At 72.2% G+C, this 21,343-nt stretch carries 17 protein-coding genes; 8 read left to right on the top strand and 9 right to left on the bottom strand.

Going from position 1 to position 21,343, the window contains the following annotated elements:
- Nucleotides 1-75: 75 nt before the first annotated feature.
- Nucleotides 76-732 carry a superoxide dismutase gene (locus ACFY7H_RS17345; protein ID WP_125597991.1) on the top strand — a complete coding sequence of 219 codons (657 nt, stop codon included), beginning with the start codon at nt 76-78 and terminating at the stop codon, nt 730-732.
- Nucleotides 733-877: 145 nt separating this feature from the next.
- Here ACFY7H_RS17345 and ACFY7H_RS17340 read toward each other — a convergent pair whose 3' ends face one another.
- Nucleotides 878-1,525, bottom strand: coding sequence for a DsbA family protein (locus ACFY7H_RS17340; protein ID WP_388938894.1), 648 nt, complete (start codon nt 1,523-1,525; stop codon nt 878-880).
- A gap of 125 nt (nt 1,526-1,650) precedes the next feature.
- Here ACFY7H_RS17340 and pepN (ACFY7H_RS17335) point away from each other — a divergent pair, with 125 nt between their 5' ends.
- Nucleotides 1,651-4,206, top strand: a complete 2,556-nt coding sequence (pepN, locus tag ACFY7H_RS17335) for an aminopeptidase N (protein WP_388938892.1) — start codon at nt 1,651-1,653, stop codon at nt 4,204-4,206.
- 218 nt (nt 4,207-4,424) lie between these two features.
- Entirely contained in the window at nt 4,425-5,387 is a 963-nt protein-coding gene (locus ACFY7H_RS17330) for a hypothetical protein (RefSeq protein ID WP_388938891.1), read from the top strand.
- Here the strand turns inward: ACFY7H_RS17330 and ACFY7H_RS17325 are convergent.
- Both ACFY7H_RS17325 and ACFY7H_RS17320 read right to left on the bottom strand, forming a co-directional pair.
- Nucleotides 5,363-6,259, bottom strand: coding sequence for a pyridoxamine 5'-phosphate oxidase family protein (locus tag ACFY7H_RS17325; RefSeq protein ID WP_388938890.1), 897 nt, complete (start codon nt 6,257-6,259; stop codon nt 5,363-5,365). The two genes, ACFY7H_RS17330 and ACFY7H_RS17325, sit on opposite strands and share 25 nt — an antisense overlap.
- 17 nt (nt 6,260-6,276) lie before the next feature.
- Nucleotides 6,277-6,735, bottom strand: a complete 459-nt coding sequence (locus tag ACFY7H_RS17320) for a VOC family protein (protein ID WP_388938888.1) — start codon at nt 6,733-6,735, stop codon at nt 6,277-6,279.
- 128 nt (nt 6,736-6,863) lie between these two features.
- On the opposite strand from ACFY7H_RS17320, the gene ACFY7H_RS17315 reads away from it, so the two are divergent.
- The 4 genes from ACFY7H_RS17315 to pepN (ACFY7H_RS17300) all read left to right on the top strand — a co-directional run bounded on the left by ACFY7H_RS17315 (nt 6,864) and on the right by pepN (ACFY7H_RS17300) (nt 15,064).
- The gene (locus ACFY7H_RS17315; RefSeq protein WP_388938886.1) at nt 6,864-7,430 is read left to right on the top strand and encodes a CGNR zinc finger domain-containing protein; all 567 of its coding nucleotides are present in this window, start codon (nt 6,864-6,866) and stop codon (nt 7,428-7,430) included.
- Between the two features lie 274 nt (nt 7,431-7,704).
- Nucleotides 7,705-11,043 (top strand): S8 family serine peptidase, encoded by a 3,339-nt coding sequence (locus ACFY7H_RS17310; protein WP_388938885.1) that lies wholly within the window; start codon nt 7,705-7,707, stop codon nt 11,041-11,043.
- A 244-nt stretch (nt 11,044-11,287) separates the two neighbouring features.
- Nucleotides 11,288-12,316, top strand: coding sequence for an aspartate-semialdehyde dehydrogenase (locus ACFY7H_RS17305; protein WP_388938883.1), 1,029 nt, complete (start codon nt 11,288-11,290; stop codon nt 12,314-12,316).
- 156 nt (nt 12,317-12,472) lie between these two features.
- The gene (gene pepN, locus ACFY7H_RS17300; protein WP_388938881.1) at nt 12,473-15,064 is read left to right on the top strand and encodes an aminopeptidase N; all 2,592 of its coding nucleotides are present in this window, start codon (nt 12,473-12,475) and stop codon (nt 15,062-15,064) included.
- Between the two features lie 51 nt (nt 15,065-15,115).
- Here pepN (ACFY7H_RS17300) and ACFY7H_RS17295 read toward each other — a convergent pair whose 3' ends face one another.
- Genes ACFY7H_RS17295 through ACFY7H_RS17285 form a run of 3 tightly spaced genes read right to left on the bottom strand, consistent with a single transcriptional unit; the run spans nt 15,116 to nt 17,994 of the window.
- A complete protein-coding gene (locus ACFY7H_RS17295) occupies nt 15,116-16,018 on the bottom strand; it encodes a LysR family transcriptional regulator (protein WP_388938879.1) in 903 nt (300 codons plus the stop codon).
- A 10-nt stretch (nt 16,019-16,028) separates the two neighbouring features.
- Nucleotides 16,029-16,988 carry a DMT family transporter gene (locus ACFY7H_RS17290; protein WP_388938878.1) on the bottom strand — a complete coding sequence of 320 codons (960 nt, stop codon included), beginning with the start codon at nt 16,986-16,988 and terminating at the stop codon, nt 16,029-16,031.
- A gap of 46 nt (nt 16,989-17,034) precedes the next feature.
- Complete coding sequence (locus ACFY7H_RS17285) at nt 17,035-17,994, bottom strand: EamA family transporter (RefSeq protein WP_388938876.1); 960 nt, start codon at nt 17,992-17,994, stop codon at nt 17,035-17,037.
- A 169-nt stretch (nt 17,995-18,163) separates the two neighbouring features.
- Here ACFY7H_RS17285 and ACFY7H_RS17280 point away from each other — a divergent pair, with 169 nt between their 5' ends.
- Nucleotides 18,164-18,679 carry a MarR family winged helix-turn-helix transcriptional regulator gene (locus tag ACFY7H_RS17280; protein ID WP_388938874.1) on the top strand — a complete coding sequence of 172 codons (516 nt, stop codon included), beginning with the start codon at nt 18,164-18,166 and terminating at the stop codon, nt 18,677-18,679.
- A gap of 118 nt (nt 18,680-18,797) precedes the next feature.
- On the opposite strand, the gene ACFY7H_RS17275 is transcribed toward ACFY7H_RS17280, so the two are convergent.
- From ACFY7H_RS17275 to ACFY7H_RS17265, 3 genes are read right to left on the bottom strand one after another with little or no spacing between them, the layout of a single operon-like run.
- Nucleotides 18,798-19,031 carry a hypothetical protein gene (locus ACFY7H_RS17275; protein ID WP_388938873.1) on the bottom strand — a complete coding sequence of 78 codons (234 nt, stop codon included), beginning with the start codon at nt 19,029-19,031 and terminating at the stop codon, nt 18,798-18,800.
- 20 nt (nt 19,032-19,051) lie between these two features.
- The gene (locus ACFY7H_RS17270) at nt 19,052-21,052 is read right to left on the bottom strand and encodes a 4-alpha-glucanotransferase (protein ID WP_388938871.1); all 2,001 of its coding nucleotides are present in this window, start codon (nt 21,050-21,052) and stop codon (nt 19,052-19,054) included.
- 25 nt (nt 21,053-21,077) lie between these two features.
- Entirely contained in the window at nt 21,078-21,290 is a 213-nt protein-coding gene (locus tag ACFY7H_RS17265) for a hypothetical protein (protein WP_388938870.1), read from the bottom strand.
- Between the last annotated feature and the right edge of the window lie 53 nt (nt 21,291-21,343).

Raw genomic sequence — 21,343 nt, 5'->3', positions numbered from 1 at the left:
ATAGATGCTGCTAGCGTGCAGTTGCGCATTAATTGCAATTAGCGATTGGCACGCTGAGGGGACCGGACAACACGCATGGCGATCTACACGCTTCCTGAGCTTCCTTACGACTACGCGGCGCTCGAGCCGGTGATCAACCCGCAGATCATCGAACTGCACCACGACAAGCACCACGCGGCCTACGTCACGGGTGCCAACACCACGCTCGAGCAGCTGGAGGAGGCGCGCGACAAGGAGAACTGGGGCGCGCTCAACGGGCTGGAGAAGAACCTGGCGTTCCACCTCTCCGGCCACATCCTGCACAGCATCTACTGGAACAACATGGCCAGCCCCAAGACCGGCGAGGGCGGCGGCGAGCCGACCGCGGCCGACGGGGTGGGCGACCTCGCGGACGCGATCACGGAGTCCTTCGGCTCCTTCGCCAAATTCAAGAAGCAGCTGACCTTCGCGTCCTCCGCGACGCAGGGCTCCGGCTGGGGCGTGCTCGCGTACGAGCCCGTCAGCGGCCGCCTGGTCGTCGAGCAGGTCTACGACCACCAGGGCAACGTGGGCGTCGCCAGCACGCCGATCCTGGTCTTCGACGCCTGGGAGCACGCCTTCTACCTCCAGTACAAGAACCAGAAGGTCGACTTCATCGAGGCCATGTGGAACGTCGTCAACTGGCAGGACGTGGCCCGGCGCTACGCCGACGCCAAGGCGAACACCCCGCTGCTGATCCCCGTCAAGGGCTGATCCGCACCGCCTAGACCCGTCCGGCTCGTGATCGTCTTCTCAGCCTTCGCGTGCGGACGTGTTCAGCGGAAGACCCCCGTGAGGACGTGACTCACGGGGGTCTTCTGCGCGTACCGGGGCCGGGCGGGGCCGGACCGGGGCCGGACTACTCGAAGCTGGGGCCCTTGGTGCGGGTGCGCTTGATCTCGTAGAAGCCCGGGGTCGAGGCGACCAGCAGGGTGCCGTCCCACAGGCGGGCGGCGGCCTCGCCGCGCGGGGCCGGCGTGACGACCGGACCGAAGAAGGCCACCTCCTCGCCGTCGGCGCCGGGCACGGAGATCACCGGGGTGCCGACCTCCTGGCCGACGCGCTCGATGCCGTCGTTGTGCGAGTCGCGCAGCACCTGGTCGTACTCGTCGGAGTCGGCGTAGGCGAGCAGCTCGGCCGGCAGGCCGACCTCCTCCAGGGCGTCGGCGATGACCTCACGGGTCGCACCGCGGTCCTCGTTGTGGATCTTCGTGCCGAGGGCGGTGTACAGCTTGCCGGTGACCTCGTCGCCGAACTTCTGCTGCGCCGCGACCACCACGCGCACCGGAGCCCAGCCCTTGGGGCCGAGCAGCTCGCGGTAGCGCTCGGGCAGCTCGTCGAGCTTGTCCTCGTTGAGCACGGCGAGGCTCATCACGTGCCAGCGGACTTCCACGTCGCGGACCTTCTCGACCTCGAGCATCCACCGCGAGGTCATCCAGGCCCAGGGGCAGAGCGGGTCGAACCAGAAGTCGACCGGCGTCTTCTCGCGCACCTGGGTGTCGGTCATGGCTCTCCTCAAGTCACTTAGGGCGTCACGGGGCATGTTCCATCTCGCCAACCAGGCCGGGAACGTGCGCATTCCCCGTGGGAGGATTCCAGCGAAGACCGCGATCACGCACGAAGGAGTGCAACGTGCCCGGAGAGAATCTGTCCCGCGACGAGGCCCGCGAGCGGGCCGAGCTGCTGTCCGTCGACGGGTACGAGGTGGTCCTCGACCTGAGGTCCGCGGTGGACGAGGCCGAACCGGCCGAGGGTCCCCGCACCTTCCGTTCGGTGACCACCGTGCGCTTCCGGGCCGCCGTCCCGGGCGCCTCCTCCTTCGCGGACCTGATCGCCCCCTCGGTGAACTCCGTCACCCTCAACGGGCGCGCGCTGGACCCGGCCGCCGTCTTCGACGGGGCGCGGATCGCGCTGGAGGGGCTCGACTCCGAGAACGTCCTGGTCGTCGACGCGAACTGCGCCTACAGCCGCACGGGCGAGGGCATGCACCGCTTCGTGGACCCGGAGGACGGCGAGGTCTACCTCTACACCCAGTACGAGCCGGCGGACGCCCGCCGGGTCTACGCCAACTTCGAGCAGCCCGACCTGAAGGCGCCGTACCGCTTCGAGGTGACCGCGCCCGAGGGCTGGCAGGTGTGGAGCAACGGCGCGGAGGAGTCCCGCGAGGGGCAGACCCGGCGCTTCGCCGAGACCGCGCCCATCTCCACGTACATCACCTGTGTGGTGGCCGGGCCGTACCACTACGTCACCGACACCTACACACGCGGGGACCTGACCATCCCGCTGGGCGCGATGTGCCGCAAGGGGCTGGCGAAGCACTTCGACGCCGACGACGTCTTCCTGGTCACCAAGCAGGGCTTCGACCTCTTCCACGAGATCTTCGACTACCCGTACCCCTTCGGGAAGTACGACCAGGCCTTCGTGCCGGAGTACAACCTGGGCGCGATGGAGAACCCGGGGATGGTGACCTTCCGCGAGGAGTACATCTTCCGCGGGAAGGTCACGCAGGCCTCCTACGAGCGGCGCGCGAACGTCATCCTGCACGAGATGGCGCACATGTGGTTCGGCGACCTGGTCACCATGAAGTGGTGGGACGACCTGTGGCTGAAGGAGTCCTTCGCCGACTTCATGGGCTCCTTCGGGCTGGTCGAGGCCACCCGCTTCGACCAGGCCTGGGTCACCTTCGCCAACAGCCGCAAGGCATGGGCGTACCGGGCCGACCAGCTGCCGTCCACGCACCCGATCACGGCCGACATCCGTGACCTGGAGGACGCGAAGCTGAACTTCGACGGCATCACGTACGCCAAGGGCGCCGCCGTGCTCAAGCAGCTGGTCGCGTACGTGGGCCGGGAGGCGTTCCTGGACGGCGCCCGGCGCTACTTCAAGGCGCACGCCTACGGGAACACCACGCTGGACGACCTGCTGTCGGTGCTCGGGGAGGTCTCCGGGCGGGACATGGCCGAGTGGTCGCGGGCCTGGCTCCAGACGGCGGGCGTGAACGCGCTGACACCGGTGGTGACCTCCGACGCGGCCGGGCGGCTTACGGAGCTGGCGGTGGTGCAGGACGGCGACGAGCCGCGGCCCCACCGGGTGGCGGTGGGCCTGTACCGGCTGGAGGCCGACGGTTCCCTGGTGCGCTACGCGCGGGCCGAGGCCGACGTGGCGGGGCCCCGGACGGTGGTGGCGGACCTGGCCGGACTGGAGCGGCCCGACCTGGTCCTGGTCAACGACGAGGACCTCACGTACTGCAAGATCCGCTTCGACGAGGTCTCGCTGGCGACGCTGCGCGGCCACCTCGGCGACCTGACCGACCCGCTCGCCCGGGCGCTGTGCTGGTCGGCGCTGTGGAACCTGACGCGGGACGCCCTCATGCCCGCGCGGGACTTCCTCTCGCTGGTCCTGGCCCACGCGGGCCGGGAGACCGACGTGGGTGTGCTCCAGCAGCTGCACGCGCAGGCGCTGAGCGCGGTGACCCACTACACGCCGGCGGAGCGCCGCGAGCAGAGCGGGCGCGACCTGGCGGCGGGCGCGCTGCACGAACTGCGGCTGGCCGAGCCGGGGTCGGAACACCAGCTGACCTGGGCCCGGTTCTTCGCGGCGAGCGCGGCGACCGAGGGCGACTTCCAGCTGCTGCTGGGCCTGCTGGACGGCACGGCGCGGATCGACGGGCTGGAGGTCGACCAGGAGCTGCGCTGGGACTTCCTGCTGCCGCTGGTGGCGCACGGGGCCCTGGGCGAGGCGGCCGTGGAGGCCGAGCTGACCCGGGACGACACGGCTTCGGGCAAGCGGCACGCGGTGCGCTGCCTGGCCGCCCGGCCGTCGGCGGCGGTCAAGGACCAGGCGTGGGCGGCGGTGGTGGAGTCCGACGCGCTGTCCAACGCGCTGGTGGAGGCCACCATCGACGGGATGCAGCGGGCCTCGCAGCGCGACCTGCTGGCGGGCTACACGGGGCGCTACTTCGAGGTGATCGAGCGGGTCTGGGCGCAGCGCTCGATCCAGATCGGCATCGACGTGGTGAAGGGGCTCTACCCGATGCTCCAGGACTCGCGGGCCACGGTGGACGCCACCGACGCGTGGCTCGCCGCCCGCCCGGACGCGGCCCCGGCGCTGCGCCGGCTGGTCCTGGAGTCCCGCGACGACCTGGCCCGTGCGCTGCGCGGCCAGGCGTGCGACGCGGCCGCGGGCTGAGACCGCGTACGGCGGGGTGCGGGCCGGCGGTCCGCACCCCGCCCCGGGGGTGTGCCCGTCCGGTCATGCGGTCATGGGGTCATGGGGTCGTAGTCTCATCGGAGCAGCGGCCCTTTTCGGCACTCGAACGCCCGTACTTTAGCCCCGGCTTGTCCCGATTTGCCGACGGGCGTGTAACAGGGGTTAGCAAGGCCATGGCCTGAGGGAATCACCGCGTCATGAACCAGAACGCACCCCTCCCCCTCACCCACCTCACCGCCAGCCGCCCCCGCGTGCTGACCCTCGCCCAGCTGCGCGAGCACGGCGTCAGCGCCTCCGAGGCCGCCGGGCGGCCCTGGCAGCAGGTGCTGCCCGGGGTGTTCCTGCTCCACTCCGGGCCGGCGACCAGCGAGGAGCGGCTGCACGCCGCCCTGCTGTACGCCGGCCGGCGCGGCAGCGGCGAGGCCATGATCACCGGGCTGGCCGCCCTCGCGCTCTACCGGTTCTCCTCGACGCCCGCCCTGCTCGCCCTCCCGCACATCGACGTCCTCGTACCGAACACCCGCCGGCTGCGTTCCACCGGCGACGTCCGCATCGTCCGCGCCCACACCCCGCCCCGCCCCGTGGAGGTGACCGGGCTGCCGGTGGCCCCGGTGGCGCGGGCCGTCGCCGACGCCGTCGCTCAGGTCTCCGACGCCGGCACGGTGCGCGGCATCCTCAGCGAGGCCGTCCGCGGCGGGCACTGCGAACCGGCCGCCGTGGTGCGGGAGCTGACGGTGGCCCGGCTGCTGAACCGGTCGCACGTGGTCGACGCCGTCGAGTCCCTCCTCGCGGAGGGCCGGGCCATCGCCGAGGACCGGCTCTACCAGCTCGTACGGGGCTACGAGCTCCCCGAGCCCGTCTGGAACGTGGACCTGCGGCTGCCCGGCGGCCCGCACCTGGGCGGCGTCGACGCCTACTGGCCCGAGCAGGCCGTCGCCATCGAGATCGACACCCGCGCGCCCCGCCAGGGCGAGGACGAGGACTGGTCGGAGGCGGTCCGCAAGCGGGAGACCCTGGAGCGCCTCGGGGTGACCGTCCTGTACCTGACGCCCCGCAAGCTGCGCGACTGGCCCGAGCAGCAGGCGACGGTCGTCCGGACCGCCCTGACGGCGTCCGGCGACCGCGAGCCCGCCGCCTACCTGGTCGTACTGCCCCGGTGAGGCGGGTTGGCCGGGGAGTACTCGGGAGTGCTCCACCGCAGCCGGCCCGGATGCAGGCTCTCCACGACCGCCTCCACCCGGAAGCGCACGGCTCGGCCGCCGCCCGGGCCGTACTCGGTCCGCGCCCGGCCGCTCAGCTGGAGAAGCCCGCCGCCCTCCCAGTCGGGGAAGAGCAGCCCGGCCCGCTCGTCGGCGGCCAGGTTGCCCAGGGTCAGGAACATCGCGTTGCCCGCGTAGTCCGGCCAGAGCAGTTCCGTCGGCGAGAGCACCTCCACGAAGCCCGGCATGCCGCCCCGGTGGCTGGCGTCGGCCCCGTCCGCCTCGGCGGTGGTGGCGACGAAGAAGGTGTCCGCGGCGCGGACGGCCCTCACCTGGCCGGGGGTGAGCGCGTCACCGCGCCGCACCACACCGGCCCCTTCGGCCACCAGCTCCAGCGGCTGCCGCTTCTGCAGGTACTTGGGGCAGTTGGAGAACACCTGCTCGGCCTCCACCGCGAAGCCGCCGGGCGTCACGGCGAGGGTCCCGTTGAGCCGCATCCGGCGCCGGGTGCGCGGGTCCAGGGAGATCGTGCCCGTCCGGGTGCCGTCGGTGGCCAGCGCCCCGGCCAGCGGGTCGCCCTCCGGGAGGCCCCCCGAGACCTCGATGCGGCGCGGCCCGGTGGCCCGTACGAAACCGGGCGCGCCGGTGAGCAGCGAGGCCCACAGCCGTCCCGCGCCGTCGGCGGCGCCGACGACGAGGTGGGGCTGCTGGGCGAGGAAGGCCGCCGCGACGTCGCGGATGTCCGCGCCGATGGAGCGGCCGACGTGTTCGGCGAGCCCGCGTACGCCGACCCGTTCCTGCACGGCCAGCGAGCCCTGGTGGTACCGGCTCATCACGATCCCCTGTCTTCCTAGAAGAAGCCGCAGGTCGGAGCGCCCGCCGTCGGGGCGGGAGCGCCCTGGGCCCCGGTGGGCACGGAGATCTCCAGGCGGGTGCCGTCGGGGTCGTGGAAGAAGATCCCCCCGGAGGCCGCGCCCTCGCCGTGGGCGACGACGCCGTCGTGGGCGAATTCGACGCCGAGGCCGCGCAGCCGCTCCTCGTACGCCCGTACCTCCTCGATCGCGCCGGCCGAGAACGCGAGGTGGTGCAGTCCGGCGGCCTGCGGCTCGTACCCGCCCCCCGCCTGCTGCCAGAGGGTCAGGACGAGTGCGCCGTCCTGACCGAGGAAGGCGAACCTGCGGTCCTCCTCCTTGCCCTCGCCCAGCAGCGCGAAGCCGAGGGCGTCGCGGTAGAAGGCGAGCGAGCGGTCCAGATCGGTGACGTTGAGGCCGATGTGCCCGGTGCTGAGCGGGCCGGTGGCGGTCGCCATGAGGGTTCCCTTCCCCGAGGTTCCAGAAGTCCTGGCGTTCTAACCTTCTAAATCGAGATTAGAGGTTAGAACCGCGAGCGTCAACCGGTCACGTACCCTTGAGGGGTTAGCGGCACGAGGAGGCGGACATGACGGCACCGACCACGGACCCGCGTCCGCTCACCGGGGAGCCGGTCTCCCTGGACCTGCTGAACACGCGCTGGGTGGCGGACGGCGAGGCCGTCGACCTCTTCGCGGGGGCCTTCGGGCTGACCCGGGTGGAGGGGCTGGCGCTCTGGCTGGAGAGCACCGGCCTGGCCGGCCGCTTCCGCGCCGACGCCTCGGCCCTCGTGCACCTGCTGACCGCGCGCGAGGCGATCGCCCGCGCCGTCGCGGACCCCGCGGACGAGGGCGCCCGCTCCCTGGTCGACTCCGTACTGGAGCACGGCCGGATCCGCGCCACCCTCACCGCCGAAGGCCCGGGAGAGCGCGCCGAGTTCGCCGACCCCTCCTGGGGTCCGGCGTGGACGGCGGCCCGCGACTACCTCGGCCTGCTGGCCACCGCGCCCGACCGGATCCGCAAATGCGCCTCGGAAACCTGCGTGCTGCACTTCCACGACACCTCGCGCAACGGCACCCGGCGCTGGTGCTCCATGGCCGCCTGCGGCAACCGCGCCAAGGCCTCGCGGCACTACGCGCGCACGCGCGAGCGCTGAACGGTCGGAATCTGTCACACCCGCCCTGAGACGGAAGTCCGATCCGCCTCCACAAGGCGGTCGGAGAGTCGACAAATCAACTCATCGGGCGTTCCAACTCGCCCCGAATCACCCTGGCTTGTCCTCATTGGCGGACACTGCGCACTGACGGGAACCCGCCATGTCAGGTCTCGGTCAATGACAGCCCTCCCCAAACAGCTGTCACTTGCGCAAAGCTGACCGGTCATCCGGCACCGAATTCCGGACCGTATCTTTCACTTAGCCAGGGATGCTGATGACCCTCGACTCCCCCAGCTCCACCACCGGGGCCATACCCGGCACCAGGCGCGCTGCCCGCGTCGCGGCGGCCGCGGGCCTGGTGGCCGCCCTCTGCGCCACCGGCGCGGTGCCCGCGTTCGCCGCGGGCGACGGCGACGCCCCGTGGACGACCGCGCCGGTCAAGTCCGCGGACCAGAAGCTCGGTTCGGCCGACGCCGAACTGCTCCAGGAGGCCAAGGCCAAGGGTGACGCGACCGTCACCGTCATGGTCGCGACCGCCCCCGGCCAGACCAAGCAGGTCGCCGACCAGCTCGACGCCGTCCAGGGCGCCTCGGTCGGCCAGACGTACGACAAGCTCGGCTACGTACGCGCCACCCTGCCGACCGACAAGGCGGAGGCCGCGCTGAAGGCGGCCGCCAAGCTGGAGTCCGTCCACGGCATGGACCTGCGGCACGAGATCCGGCTCCCGGACCCGCGCCCCGAGGTGAGCAAGGAGGGCTCGGCCAAGAAGACCGCCGCCGAGACCTACCCGGCGCCGGACAAGAACACCCCGGCCAAGAACCCGTACAACCCGTCGTTCGAGACCGGCTCCGTGGACTTCGTCAAGGCGAACCCGCAGGCCGACGGCCGTGGCGTGACCATCGGCATCATGGACTCGGGCGTCGACGTCAGCCACCCCGCGCTGCAGAAGACCACCACCGGCGAGCGCAAGATCGTCGACTGGGTGACCGCCACCGACCCGATCACGGACAACGACGGGACCTGGCGCGCCCAGATCACCCCGGTCACCCCCGCGGGCGGCGCCTTCACCGCCGGCGGCCAGAGCTGGAAGGCCCCCGAGGGCACCTTCCAGTGGAGCCGCTTCAGCGAAGCCATCACCGCCAACGGCGACATGAAGGGCGACGTCAACCGGGACGGGGACACCACCGACCGGTTCGGCATGCTCTACGACCCGGCCGCCGGCACCGTCCGCGTCGACACCGACCAGAACGGCGACTTCACCGACAACGAGCCGATGAAGCCGTACAAGGACGGCTTCCAGATCGGCTACTTCGGTACGGACAACCCGGCGACCGAGGTGGCGGAGCGCATCCCGTTCACCATCGAGATCCGCAAGGACGTCCCGATGGACCCGCTCGGCGGCGACTGGGCCGGCAAGAAGGCCGACTTCGTCAACATCGGCATCATCGAGTCCGAGCACGGCTCGCACGTCGCCGGCATCACCGCCGCCAACGGCCTGTTCGGCGGCCAGATGAACGGCCAGGCGCCCGGTGCCAAACTCGTCTCCTCCCGTGCCTGCTCCTGGTCCGGCGGCTGCACCAACGTCGCCCTGACCGAGGGCATGATCGACCTCGTCGTCAACCGCGGCGTCGACATCGTCAACATGTCGATCGGCGGTCTGCCGGCGCTGAACGACGGCAACAACGCCCGCTCGGAGCTCTACAAGAACCTCATCGACACCTACGGTGTCCAGCTCGTGATCTCCGCGGGCAACGAGGGTCCGGGCGTCAACACCATCGGCGACCCCGCCCTCGCGGACAAGGTCATCTCCGTGGGCGCCGCGGTGTCCAAGGAGACCTGGGCCGCCAACTACGGATCCGGCGTGGCCAAGAAGTACAACATGTTCCCCTTCTCCTCGCGCGGCCCGCGTGAGGACGGCGGGTTCACGCCGACCATCACCGCCCCCGGCGCGGCCATCAACACGATCCAGACCTGGCTGCCCGGCATGCCCGTGAAGGAGGCCGGCTACAGCCTGCCCGCCGGCTACGGCATGCTCCAGGGCACCTCGATGTCCTCGCCGCAGGCCGCGGGCGCCAGCGCCCTGCTGATCTCGGCCGCCAAGCAGCAGAAGATCGCGCTGTCCCCGGCGAACCTGCGCGTGGCGCTGACCAGCACCGCGAAGAAGATCGACGACGTCCCGGCCCACGCACAGGGTGCCGGTCTCATCGACATCCCGCAGGCGTGGGAGTCCATCCAGCGCGGCGCCAAGGCCAACGAGTTCACCGTCAAGGCCCCCGTCGACACCGCGCTCGACCAGTTCCTGAAGACCCCGGGCTTCGGCACCGGCCTCTACGACCGCGAGGGCGGCCTCAAGGCCGGCCAGAAGAAGGTCTACGACGTCGTCGTCACCCGCACCACCGGCGTCAAGTACGGCACCCGCCACAACATCGGCTGGCGCAACAACGACGGCACCTTCAAGGTGGTCGGCGGTGGCGGCTACGACTACGTCACCCTGCCCCTGAACAAGCCCGTCACCATCAAGGTCGAGGCCAACGCCAAGTCGGCCGGCGTCCACAGCGGCATCCTGCAGCTCGACGACCCCACCACCGAGGGCGTCGACAAGCAGATCCTCACCACGGTCGTCGCCGCCACCCCGCTGGCGAAGCCCTCCTTCACGCTGTCGGACAGCTCCACCGTCCAGCGCAACAGCCACAAGTCGTACTTCGTGACCGTCCCGCAGGGCGCCAAGACCCTCGAGGTCGCCCTCGGCGGGCTCGCGGCGGGCAGCCAGACGCGCTTCATCTCGATCCACCCGTACGGCACGGGCGTCGAGGACAGCGCGACCACCCAGTGCTACCCGAACTACGACAACCCGGCGAACCAGTGCCGTCCCGACCTGCGCTCGTACGAGAACCCGCAGCCGGGCGTCTGGGAGATCGAGGTCGAGTCGCGCCGTACGTCGCCGCTGCTCGACAACCCGTTCAAGCTGGACGTCTCCGTGCTCGGCGCGGCCTTCGACCCGGCCGTCAAGGTCCTGCCCGAGGTCAAGCAGGGAACCCCGGCGCCGGTCCAGTGGACCGTGAAGAACGACGCCGCCGCCATCTCCGGCGGCAAGCTGGCGGGCGGCCCGCTGGGCTCCGCCAAGGTCGACAAGCCGAGCATCGCGACCGGTGAGACCAAGACCACCGAGGTCACCGTCGGCGAGGGCGCCTCGCGCCTCGACGTGGCGATCAACAAGCCCTCGGACACCGCCGCGGACCTCGACCTCGAGGTCTACAAGGACGGCGTCAAGGTCGGCTCCTCCGCCGACGGCGACTCCGACGAGACCGTGAGCCTGGTCAAGCCCGCCGCCGGCACCTACACCATCAAGGTCATCGGCTACGCGATCCCGGCCGGCACCACCACGTACGACTACCGCGACGTGTACTTCTCGGCCGCCCTGGGCTCCGTCCAGGTCGACGAGGCCACTCCGGTCAGCCTCGCCACCGGGGCCTCGGCCGCCGTCTCGGCGCAGGTGCTGGTCTCCGGCGCGGCCCCCGAGGGCCGTCAGTTCTTCGGCCAGGTCCAGCTGCTCAACGCCCGCGGCACCGCCGCCGGCACCGGCAGCGTGCAGATCGACAAGGTCACCCCGTAACGGCGTGACCGGCTGAACGCATGACGAGGGGCGGTGCCCGACCGGGCACCGCCCCTCCGTCTTCCGCTCCGACCAGGCAAAACGGACCGTCGGCGGCCCTGGGGGACGCCGTCCGGGGTCCCGTCACGGGCGGGCGGGCGTCCGACACTGTCCGCACCTCGGACAATGGATTGGACAAGCCTCGTGGGTTCGAACGCATGATGGCTTCACGCGCGCCCGCGTCCCCGTATTTGAAGGAGTCACCGTGAGGGTCGGAATCGTCGGAGCCACCGGACAGGTCGGCGGAGTCATGCGCGGCATCCTCGCCGAGCGGAAGTTCCCGGTGGACGAGCTCCGGCTCTTCGCCTCGGCCCGTTCCGCCGGCTCGACCGTCGAGTGGCAGGGCCGGGAGATCACCATCGAGGACGCCTCCACGGCGGACTACTCCGGCCTCGACATCGTGCTCTTCTCCGCGGGCGGCACCACCTCCAAGGCCCTCGCCGAGAAGGTCGCCTCCCAGGGCGCCGTCGTGATCGACAATTCCTCCGCCTGGCGCAAGGACCCCGAGGTCCCCCTCGTCGTCTCCGAGGTCAACCCGCACGCGATCAAGAACCGCCCCAAGGGCATCATCGCGAACCCGAACTGCACCACCATGGCCGCCATGCCGGTGCTGCGCCCCCTCCACGAGGAGGCGGGGCTGGTCGCGCTCGTCGCCACCACCTACCAGGCCGTCTCCGGCTCCGGCCTGGCCGGCGTCGCCGAGCTCAAGGGCCAGGCCTGCGCGGTCTCCGAGGCCGCCGACCAGCTGACCTTCGACGGCGGCGCGGTGGAGTTCCCCGAGCCCGCCGTCTACAAGCGCCCCATCGCGTACAACGTGGTCCCGCTCGCCGGCAACCTGGTCGACGACGGCTCCTTCGAGACCGACGAGGAGCAGAAGCTCCGCAACGAGTCCCGCAAGATCCTTGAGATCCCGCAGCTCAAGGTCTCCGGCACCTGCGTGCGCGTCCCCGTCTTCTCCGGCCACTCGCTCCAGGTCAACGCCCGCTTCGAGCGTCCCATCAGCGTCGAGCGCGCCTACGAGCTCCTCAAGGACGCCCCCGGCGTCGAGCTCTCCGAGATCCCCACCCCCCTCCAGGCCGCCGGCAAGGACGCCTCGTACGTGGGCCGCATCCGCGTGGACGAGACGGTCGACAACGGCCTCGCGCTGTTCCTCTCCAACGACAACCTCCGCAAGGGCGCCGCGCTGAACGCCGTCCAGATCGCGGAGCTCGTCGCCGAGGAGCTCCGGGGCTGACGACGCCCGGGTCCGACGAAACGGAGGGGCGGTGCCGGGACGGCACCGCCCCTCCGTCGTGCCCCCGCCGTGTTCGCCTCTGGATTAGTCCTGCCCGGCGGCGCGGCCCGCGTGGAAGGATGGCCGGGCAACGTCACCATCAAAGGAGATGAACGCGTGCCTGGCACGAATCTCACCCGTGAAGAGGCTCAGCAGCGGGCGAAGCTGCTCACCGTCGACTCGTACGAGATCGGACTCGATCTCAGCGGCGCGCAGGAGGGCGGCACCTTCCCGTCCGTGACCACCGTGCGCTTCCAGTCGGCCGAGGCAGGCGCCGGGACCTTCATCGACCTGGTCGCGCCGGCCGTGCACGAGGTCGTCCTGAACGGCAAGTCGCTCGACGTGGCCGCCGTCTTCCGCGACTCGCGGATCGCGCTGGACCACCTCGCCGCCGGCGCCAACGAGCTGCGCGTCGTCGCGGACTGCGCCTACACCAACACCGGCGAGGGCCTGCACCGCTTCGTCGACCCGGTCGACCAGCAGGCCTACCTGTACACCCAGTTCGAGGTGCCGGACGCGCGGCGGGTCTTCGCCAGCTTCGAGCAGCCCGACCTGAAGGCGACGTTCCAGTTCACCGTGACCGCCCCCGAGGGCTGGACGGTCATCTCGAACTCCCCGCGCGACCTCTCGCAGGGTGCCGACCCCAAGGACCGGGTGTGGGTCTTCGAGCCGACCCCGCGCATCTCCTCGTACATCACCGCGCTGATCGCCGGCCCGTACCACGCGGTGCACAGCTCGTACGAGGGCCCGGACGGGCAGTCCGTGCCGCTCGGCATCTACTGCCGGCCCTCCCTCGCCGAGTTCCTCGACGCGGACGCGATCTTCGACGTGACCCGGCAGGGCTTCGACTGGTTCCAGGAGAAGTTCGCGTACGACTACCCCTTCGCGAAGTACGACCAGCTCTTCGTGCCGGAGTTCAACGCGGGCGCGATGGAGAACGCGGGCGCGGTCACCATCCGCGACCAGTACGTCTTCCGCTCCAAGGTGACGGACGCGGCGTACGAGGTGCGCGCCGAGACCATCCTGCACGAGCTCGCGCACATGTGGTTCGGCGACCTGGTCACCATGGAGTGGTGGAACGACCTGTGGCTGAACGAGTCGTTCGCCACCTACACCTCGATCGCCTGCCAGGCCTACGCCGAGGGCTCGAAGTGGCCGCACGCCTGGACGACCTTCGCCAACTCCATGAAGACCTGGGCGTACCGCCAGGACCAGCTGCCGTCCACGCACCCGATCATGGCCGACATCCGTGACCTGGACGACGTCCTCGTCAACTTCGACGGCATCACGTACGCCAAGGGCGCCTCGGTGCTCAAGCAGCTCGTCGCGTACGTCGGCATGGACGCCTTCTTCAAGGGCGTGCAGGCGTACTTCAAGGCGCACGCGTTCGGGAACACCCGCCTGTCGGACCTGCTCGGCGCCCTGGAGGAGACCTCCGGCCGCGACCTGACCGCCTGGTCGAAGGCGTGGCTGGAGACGGCCGGCATCAACGTCCTGCGCCCGGAGATCGAGCTGGACGCGGACGGCCTCGTCTCGTCGTTCGCCGTCCGCCAGGAGGCCCCCGCCCTGCCGGCGGGCGCCAAGGGCGAGCCGGTGCTGCGCCCGCACCGCATCGCGGTGGGCCTGTACGACCTGCGCGACGGCAAGCTGGTCCGCACGGACCGCCTCGAGCTGGACATCGACGGCGAGCTGACGGCCGTCCCCGAGCTCGTGGGCCGGACCCGCCCGGCGGTCGTGCTGCTCAACGACGACGACCTGTCGTACGCCAAGGTCCGCCTGGACGAGGTCTCGCTGGCCAACGTCACCGCGCACCTGGGCGACTTCACGGAGTCCCTGCCGCGCGCCCTGTGCTGGGCCTCGGCGTGGGACATGACCCGCGACGGCGAGCTGGCGACGCACGACTACCTGGCCCTGGTGTTGTCCGGCATCGGCAAGGAGTCGGACATCGGCGTGGTGCAGTCGCTGCACCGCCAGGTGAAGCTGGCCGTCGACCTGTACGCCGACCCGGCGTGGCGGGAGCAGGGTCTGGAGCTCTGGACCGAGGCCACGCTCGAGCACCTGCGTGGGGCCGAGCCGGGCAGCGACCACCAGCTGGCGTGGGCCCGCGCCTTCGCGGCGACGGCCCGTACCGAGGGACAGCTGACCTACCTGGCGGCGCTGCTCGACGGCTCGGCGGAGGTCGAGGGCCTGGTCGTGGACACGGAGCTGCGCTGGGCGTTCCTGGAGCGCCTGGCCGCCACGGGCCGCGCCGACGAGGCGGCGATCGCGGCGGAGCTGAAGCGGGACGCGACCGCCGCGGGCGAACGCCACGCGGCGACGGCGCGGGCCGCGCGGCCCACGGCGGAGGCCAAGGCGGCGGCGTGGGCCTCGGTGGTGGAGTCGGGCGACCTGCCGAACGCGGTGCAGGAGGCCGTGATCGGCGGCTTCGTCCAGACCGACCAGCGGGAGCTGCTCGCGCCGTACACGGAGAAGTACTTCGCGGTGCTGAAGGACATCTGGGAGAGCCGCAGCCACGAGATCGCGCAGCAGATCGCGGTCGGGCTGTACCCGTCGCTCCAGGTCTCGCAGGCGACCCTGGACGCGACGGACGCGTGGCTGGCCTCGGCCGAGCCGAACGCGGCGCTGCGCCGCCTGGTCTCGGAATCCCGCGCCGGCGTCGAGCGCGCCCTGAAGGCCCAGGCGGCGGACGCGGCTGCGTCCGGGGCCTGACGGCCGCACCCCCGGCCCCCGCACGGGGGCCGGGGCCCCCGCCCGGCCCCCTCACCCGAGTGCCGCCGCCGCCCCCTGGAGTGCCTCCAGGGCTCGGGAGAGCGCCGGGGCGGATTCCGTGCCGCGGCGGAGGGCGGCGATGACGTGGCGGGTCGGGCGGTCGTGGGGCAGGCCGCGGACGGCCACCCCCGAGGCGCGGGCGGAGACCATGCGCGGGACCAGGGCGACGCCCATCCCCGCCTCCACCATCGCCAGGATCGCGGTCCACCCGGACGCCGAGTGGGCCTGCTCCGGTACGAAGCCCGCCGGTTCGCACGCGGAGCGGGTGATCTCCGACCAGGGCCCGCTGCCGCCGTAGATCCACGGCTCCGCGGACAGGTCGGCCAGCCGTACTTCCGCCGCACCCGCCAGTGGATGGCCGGGGGGCAGGGCCACGTCCAGGGGGTCCTCCAGCAGGGTGACCCGCGTGAAGCGGGCGTCCCGCGCCCCCGGGGCGTGCGCGGCCAGGGAGAGGGCGAGGTCCACGGCCCCGGCGGACAGCAGCTCGTACGATTCGGCGGCCTCGGTCTCCCGTACCCGTACCTCGATCCCCGGGTGGCTGAGCCGCAGGGCGGCCACGGCCGGGACGACCAGCACCGGCACCGCCGTGGAGAAGGCCCCGACGCGCACCTCCCCCGCCTCCCCGGCCAGGTAGCCGGCGAGTTCGGCGTCGGCCCGCTCCAGCTGGGCGAAGACGGCCTCGGTGTGCCGCAGCACCAGGTGCGCGGCGTCGGTGAGCCGGACCCGCCGCCCCTGCGCCTCCAGCAGCGTCACCCCCAGGTGCCGGGCGAGGTTGGTGAGCTGCTGGGAAACGGCCGAGGGCGTCATGTGCAGCGCCTCGGCCGTGGCGGTCACCGTCCCCTGGTCGGCCAGGGTGCGCAGGATCCGCAGCTTCTTGATGTCCCAGTCGGTCACGGGAGCGAAACTACCTCCGGGTCGCGCTGCCGAGGGCGACACCGCCGAGGATCAGCGCCATGCACAGCAGCTGTGCGGGCCCGGTCCGCTCGCCGAGGAGGAGCAGGCCGAGGGCGGCGACGCACACCGGCTGGAGGTAGTAGACGACTCCCGCGCGGGCCGCCCCGATCAGGGAGATGGCCTTGTTCCAGGCGAAGAAGGCGACGGCGGAGGAGAAGACGCCGACGTACAGCAGGGGTCCGACGGTCGCGGAGGTGACCTCGAAGCCGCCCTGGACGGTGAGGGACACGGCGTAGGCGGGTGCCAGCATCAGGGCGCCGAGGACGAAGGTGGCGAGCAGGAAGGACAGTCCTCCGATCTCGGCGGGCTTGCGCTTGAGCAGCGCGCTGTACGTGGCGAAGGACAGTGCGGCCCCGAACATCCACAGGTCGCCGGCGCCGAAGTCGAAGCCGAGCGATCCGTCGCCGACCAGCAGCAGCACCCCGAAGGCCGCGAGGAGCATCCCGAAGGAGCGCCGGACGCCGAGCCGTTCGCCGCCGAGGCGGGCGTACAGGGCCATGACGACCGGCGAGGCCGCCATGATCATGCCCATGTTGGAGGCGGAGGTGGTCAGTCCGGCCTGGTGGACCAGGGTGTTGTAGAGGGTGACTCCGAAGAGCGTGGCGAGCGAGACGTAGCCGGCGTGCCGGCGCAGCAGCGCCCGCTGCCGCCAGGCCTGCCGGGCGGCGAAGGGGGCGACCGCGACGGCGGCGATGATCCAGCGCCAGAAGACCGCCTGTACGGGAGGGACCGTGTCCGCCATGCCCCGGGTGGCGACGAAGCTGCCGGACCAGACGACCGTCGCGACCAGCGCGAGCAGTACGCCGAGCCCCGCGGCTGCCTTCTTCGTCCCGGCTGCGGCAGCGGCGCCGCCGCCGGCGAGGGCGCCGGCGGCGGTTGATGCGGTGCGGACACGGTCCATGACGGTCACTGCTGGTTTCCCCCTCGGGGTTCGGTGTGGTGCGTGTCCCCCACCTTCACACCTTCGCTTTGCCCAGGTCCATCGAAACATTTCGATTGGTCTCTTCAGGAGAACTGAACGGTTCCTCCGCGGCGGCCGGCTCGTCCGCCACCGGAGCGGCCTTCCCCGGGAGCTGCCCGACGACCGTGGCGCCGAAGGCGATGGCCATGCCCACCAGCTGTACGGGCGACAGCGACTGGCCGAGCGCGGCCCAGCCGATGACGGCGGCGGTGAGCGGCGACAGCGGGCCGAGCAGGGTGACGGAGGTGGCGGTGAGCCGGCCGATTCCGCGGAACCAGAGGAAGTACGCGGCCCCGGTGTTGATCAGCATCATGTAGCCGTAGCCGAGGAAGGCCTTGCCGTCGAGCGCGGGCGGCGCCCCTTCGACCAGTGCGGCGATCGGGATGATGACCAGGCCGCCCGCGGTGAGCTGCCAGCCGGTCACGGCCAGCGGGCCGACGCCCTCGGGGCGTCCCCAGCGCTTGGTCATCACGGTGCCCGCGCCCATGGCGGCGGAGGAGACCACGCCCGCGATGACGCCGATGAGGTCGAGCTCGGCCTGGGCGGTCAGCACCACCATGCTCACGCCGAAGGCGGCGGCCACGGCGGCGAGCACGGTCCGCAGGCGGGCCCGCTCCCCCAGGAGCAGGGCGGCGAGCCCCACGACGAAGAGCGGCCCGGCGGAGCCGAGCACGGCCGCGACGCCGCCGGGGAGCCGGTAGGCGGCGAGGAAGAGCAGCGGGAAGAACGCTCCGATGTTGAGGGTGCCGAGAACCGCGGACTTCCACCACCAGGCGCCCTTGGGCAGGGTGCGGGAGAGGGCGACCAGCAGCAGACCGGCGGGGAGGGCGCGCATGGCCCCGGTGAACAGGGGCCGGTCCGGCGGCAGAAGCTCACTGGCGACGAAGTACGTCGATCCCCAGGAGATGGGGGCGAGCGCGGTCAGGAGGGTGGTGGTGACACGGTTCACGGTCACTCCTCGGGCAGGTGAGGATGGGCGGGCGGGGTGCGGGTGGGCCGCGACCCACCCGGGGGCCCGTCCCCGGACCTCCCCGGGTAGGTCGCTGATAAGTAGCTTACCGCTAAGCTACTTTTAAGCAAGCTACTTTCTTGCGGACGAGCGAGCGGAATCGGATACTTCGGTCATGACCGAGGTGAAGAAGGCCCCCGCCCCCGAGAAGGACGCCGTCGACGCGATCACCGCGCAGTGGGCCGCCGTACGACCGGACCTGGACACCGCCCCCATGGCCGTCTTCGGCCGGATCTACCGGATCTCCAAGGCCGTGGGCGAGGCCGTCGAGCGGGCCTACAACCGGCACGGCATCACCCGCGGGGAATTCGACGTCATCGCGACGCTGCGCCGCTCCGGCGTCCCGTACACCCTTTCCCCCCGCGAGCTGTCCGCCACGCTGATGCTCACCACGGGCGGCATGACCGGGCGCCTGGACAAGCTGGAGAGGGCCGGACTGCTCACCCGCAGCCCCGACCCGCACGACCGGCGGGGGCTCCAGGTGACCCTCACCGACCGGGGGCTCGCCCTCGCCGACGAGGCGGTCTCCGCGGGCCTGGAGGTGCACCGCGCCGCCCTGGAGGACTTCGACCGCGAAGAGGTCGAACAGCTCACGGCGCTGCTGCGCAAGCTCCTCGCGGACGTCGCCTAGGACGGACCCGCGCGTTTCCGGGTACGCCAAGGCGCCGGAGGCCGCGCGGGACCGGCTCACACCGGTTCCGCGGACCTCCGGCGCCCGGAAGTCTTGACGAAGGGCCTGCCCGGCCGGGTCAGACCTTGGTCTTGCGCGACTTGTCGCCGACCATCACGAGACCCGCAATGACCAGGAACAGCACGATCGGCGCGGCCACGTACAGGCCGAGCGTCTCGCCAATGCTCAGGCCCGGGCCCGGGTCGTCACCGTCGTCGCGGGTCACCGCGAGCGCGGGAGACGTCATCAGCAGCATCATCAGCGTCGTTCCGGCCGTGACGGCGCCGGCGCGCAGAGCGTTCTTCTTGTCCACGGTGCAAACGTAGCGAACACCTAAACGGGGCGCGCGCCCGGGGGTGCCGTACGGGTCCGCGCGCCCTCCCGCACCGCGCCCAGCAGGGCGTTCGCCCGGGGCGAGGCGGTCAGCGCCTCCAGGGTCAGCGGCCGCCCCCCGGCGTCGGCCAGCGGCAGCCGCCAGTTGGGGTACTGGTCCCAGGTGCCCGGCAGGTTCTGCGGCCGCCGGTCCCCCACCGCGTCGGGCAGCCACACGCCGACCAGCCGGGCGGGCGTGCGCAGCAGGAACGCGTACAGGGCCCGTACGGCGGCCTCCTCGCCCTTGGTCTCCAGCCCCAGCCGGTCCAGTACCGCCAGCCACCGCGCGGTGTCGGCGGCGTCCTCGGCCCGCTCCAGCTCCAGAGGACGGGTCAGCAGGCCGAGCCGGTCGCGCAGTTCGACGTGGGACCCGGCCAGCTTGGCGGCGGAGGGCGGCAGGTCGTGGGTGGTGGCGGTGGCCAGGCACTCCGACCGCCAGGCCGCGGCGGGCAGCGGCTCGCCGTCACCGGACCAGTCCCGCTCGAACCAGAGCACGGAGGTTCCGAGGATCCCGCGCCGGGCCAGCGCCCGCCGCACCCCCGGCTCGACCGTCCCGAGGTCCTCGCCGACCACCAGCGCCCCGGCCCGGTGGGCCTCCAGGACCAGTACGGCCAGCATCGCCTCGCCGTCGTAGGAGACGTACGTCCCTTCCGCGGGCGGGGTGCCCTCCGGGATCCACCAGAGCCGGAACAGGCCCATGACGTGGTCCACCCGCACCGCCCCCGCGTAGCGGAACACCCCGCGCAGCAGGGCCCGGAACGGCGCGTACGCGGACTGCTCCAGCGCGTCGGGCCGCCACGGCGGCAGTCCCCAGTCCTGGCCGCGCGCGTTGAAGGCGTCCGGCGGAGCCCCGACGGAGGCGCTGCGGGCGTGGAAGGAGCCGGTACGGGCGTCCGAGCCGTCCGGGTGCACCCCGACGGCCAGGTCGTGCACGATGCCGACCTCCATCCCGGCCTCCCGCGCGGCCCGCTGGGCGGCGGTCAGCTGGGTGTCCGTCAGCCAGACCAGCCAGCAGTGGAAATCGGCGCGCTCCCCGGGGTCCTCCCCGGCGGCGGCCGCGCACCAGGCGGCGTGCGCGGCGAGCCCGTCCCCCTGGGCCGCGCGGAACGCCCGGTAGGCGGCCTCCCGCGCGGGGGTGCGCGGGACGGCGTACAGCAGTTCCAGGGCGGCGCGCTTGAGGGCCCAGACGGCGTCCCGGTCGATCAGCGCCCCCTTCTCCAGCACCTCCCGGCGCAGCTCTCCGCCCCGGGCGGCGAGTCCGGCGAGGGCGTCCCGGTCCGGGCAGGCCTCCCACTCGGGGAGGTCCTCGACGCGCAGGTGCACCGGGTCCGGGAAGCGGCGGGAGGACGGCCGGTAGGGGGACGGGTCGCTCGGGGTGCCGGGGAAGCCCGCGTGGAGCGGGTTGACCTGGACGAAGCCGGCGCCGTGGGTGCGGGCCGCCCAGCGGGCCAGCTCCGCCAGGTCGCCCAGGTCGCCCATGCCCCAGGAGCGTTCCGAGAGCAGGGAGTACAGCTGGACGAGCAGCCCGTGGGCGCGGGCGGGCGCCGCCGGGGACCGGTCCGGGGCCACGATCAGGGTGGCGGAGGCGGTGCGCCCGTCGGGTGCTTCGGCGGACAGCCGGTGCACCCCCAGGGGCAGGCCGGGGTGCCAGTCGGCCTGCCCGGCCCCGTCCTCCAGGGTCACCCGCACCCGCGTCCCGGCCGGAAGCCCGGCCAGGGCCGCCGGCGCGGGCTCTCCCCTCCAGTGCACCAGCGTCGGCGGGAGCAGCCGCCCGGCCCGCTCCCGCTCGGTGGCGCCGGCCGTCTCCCGCACCTCCTCGGGGGTGCCGGCGGGGACGCCGATCAGGCCCAGCACGGCCCGGACCGTGGCCTCGGGCACCTGGACGGTGACGTCCTCGGCGGGCTGGTAGGAGGTGGCGACGCCGTAGAGGGCCGCGAGCCGGGCGAGGTCGTCCATCGTCATCCTTGGCTGGAGGGGGGCTGGGGGCCTAAGTGAGCGGCTCGCTGGTGAGGGGGGACTCGGCCACGAGCGGGGACTCACTGGTCAGGGGCGCGTACGCGGAGCCGGCCAGCGGGGGTTCGCTGGTCAGCGGCGGGTGCGCGGTGTCGGCGGCCGGCAGGTCCCCGGGCCCGGACGGGACGGGCAGATGGGCGAGCGGGGCCGGTTTCGCGCGGGTGGCGGACGCGGTGCGGGCGTTCATGAGGTTCCTCCCTGGTGCGGTTGTTCGGACCGCCGGCGCGGTCGTTCGGACCG

The sequence above is a fragment of the Streptomyces sp. NPDC012794 genome (assembly GCF_042901085.1).
GTDB lineage: Bacteria > Actinomycetota > Actinomycetes > Streptomycetales > Streptomycetaceae > Streptomyces.
Note: the sequence above shows the minus strand (reverse complement) of the source record. Positions and strands in the feature narration are given on the sequence as shown.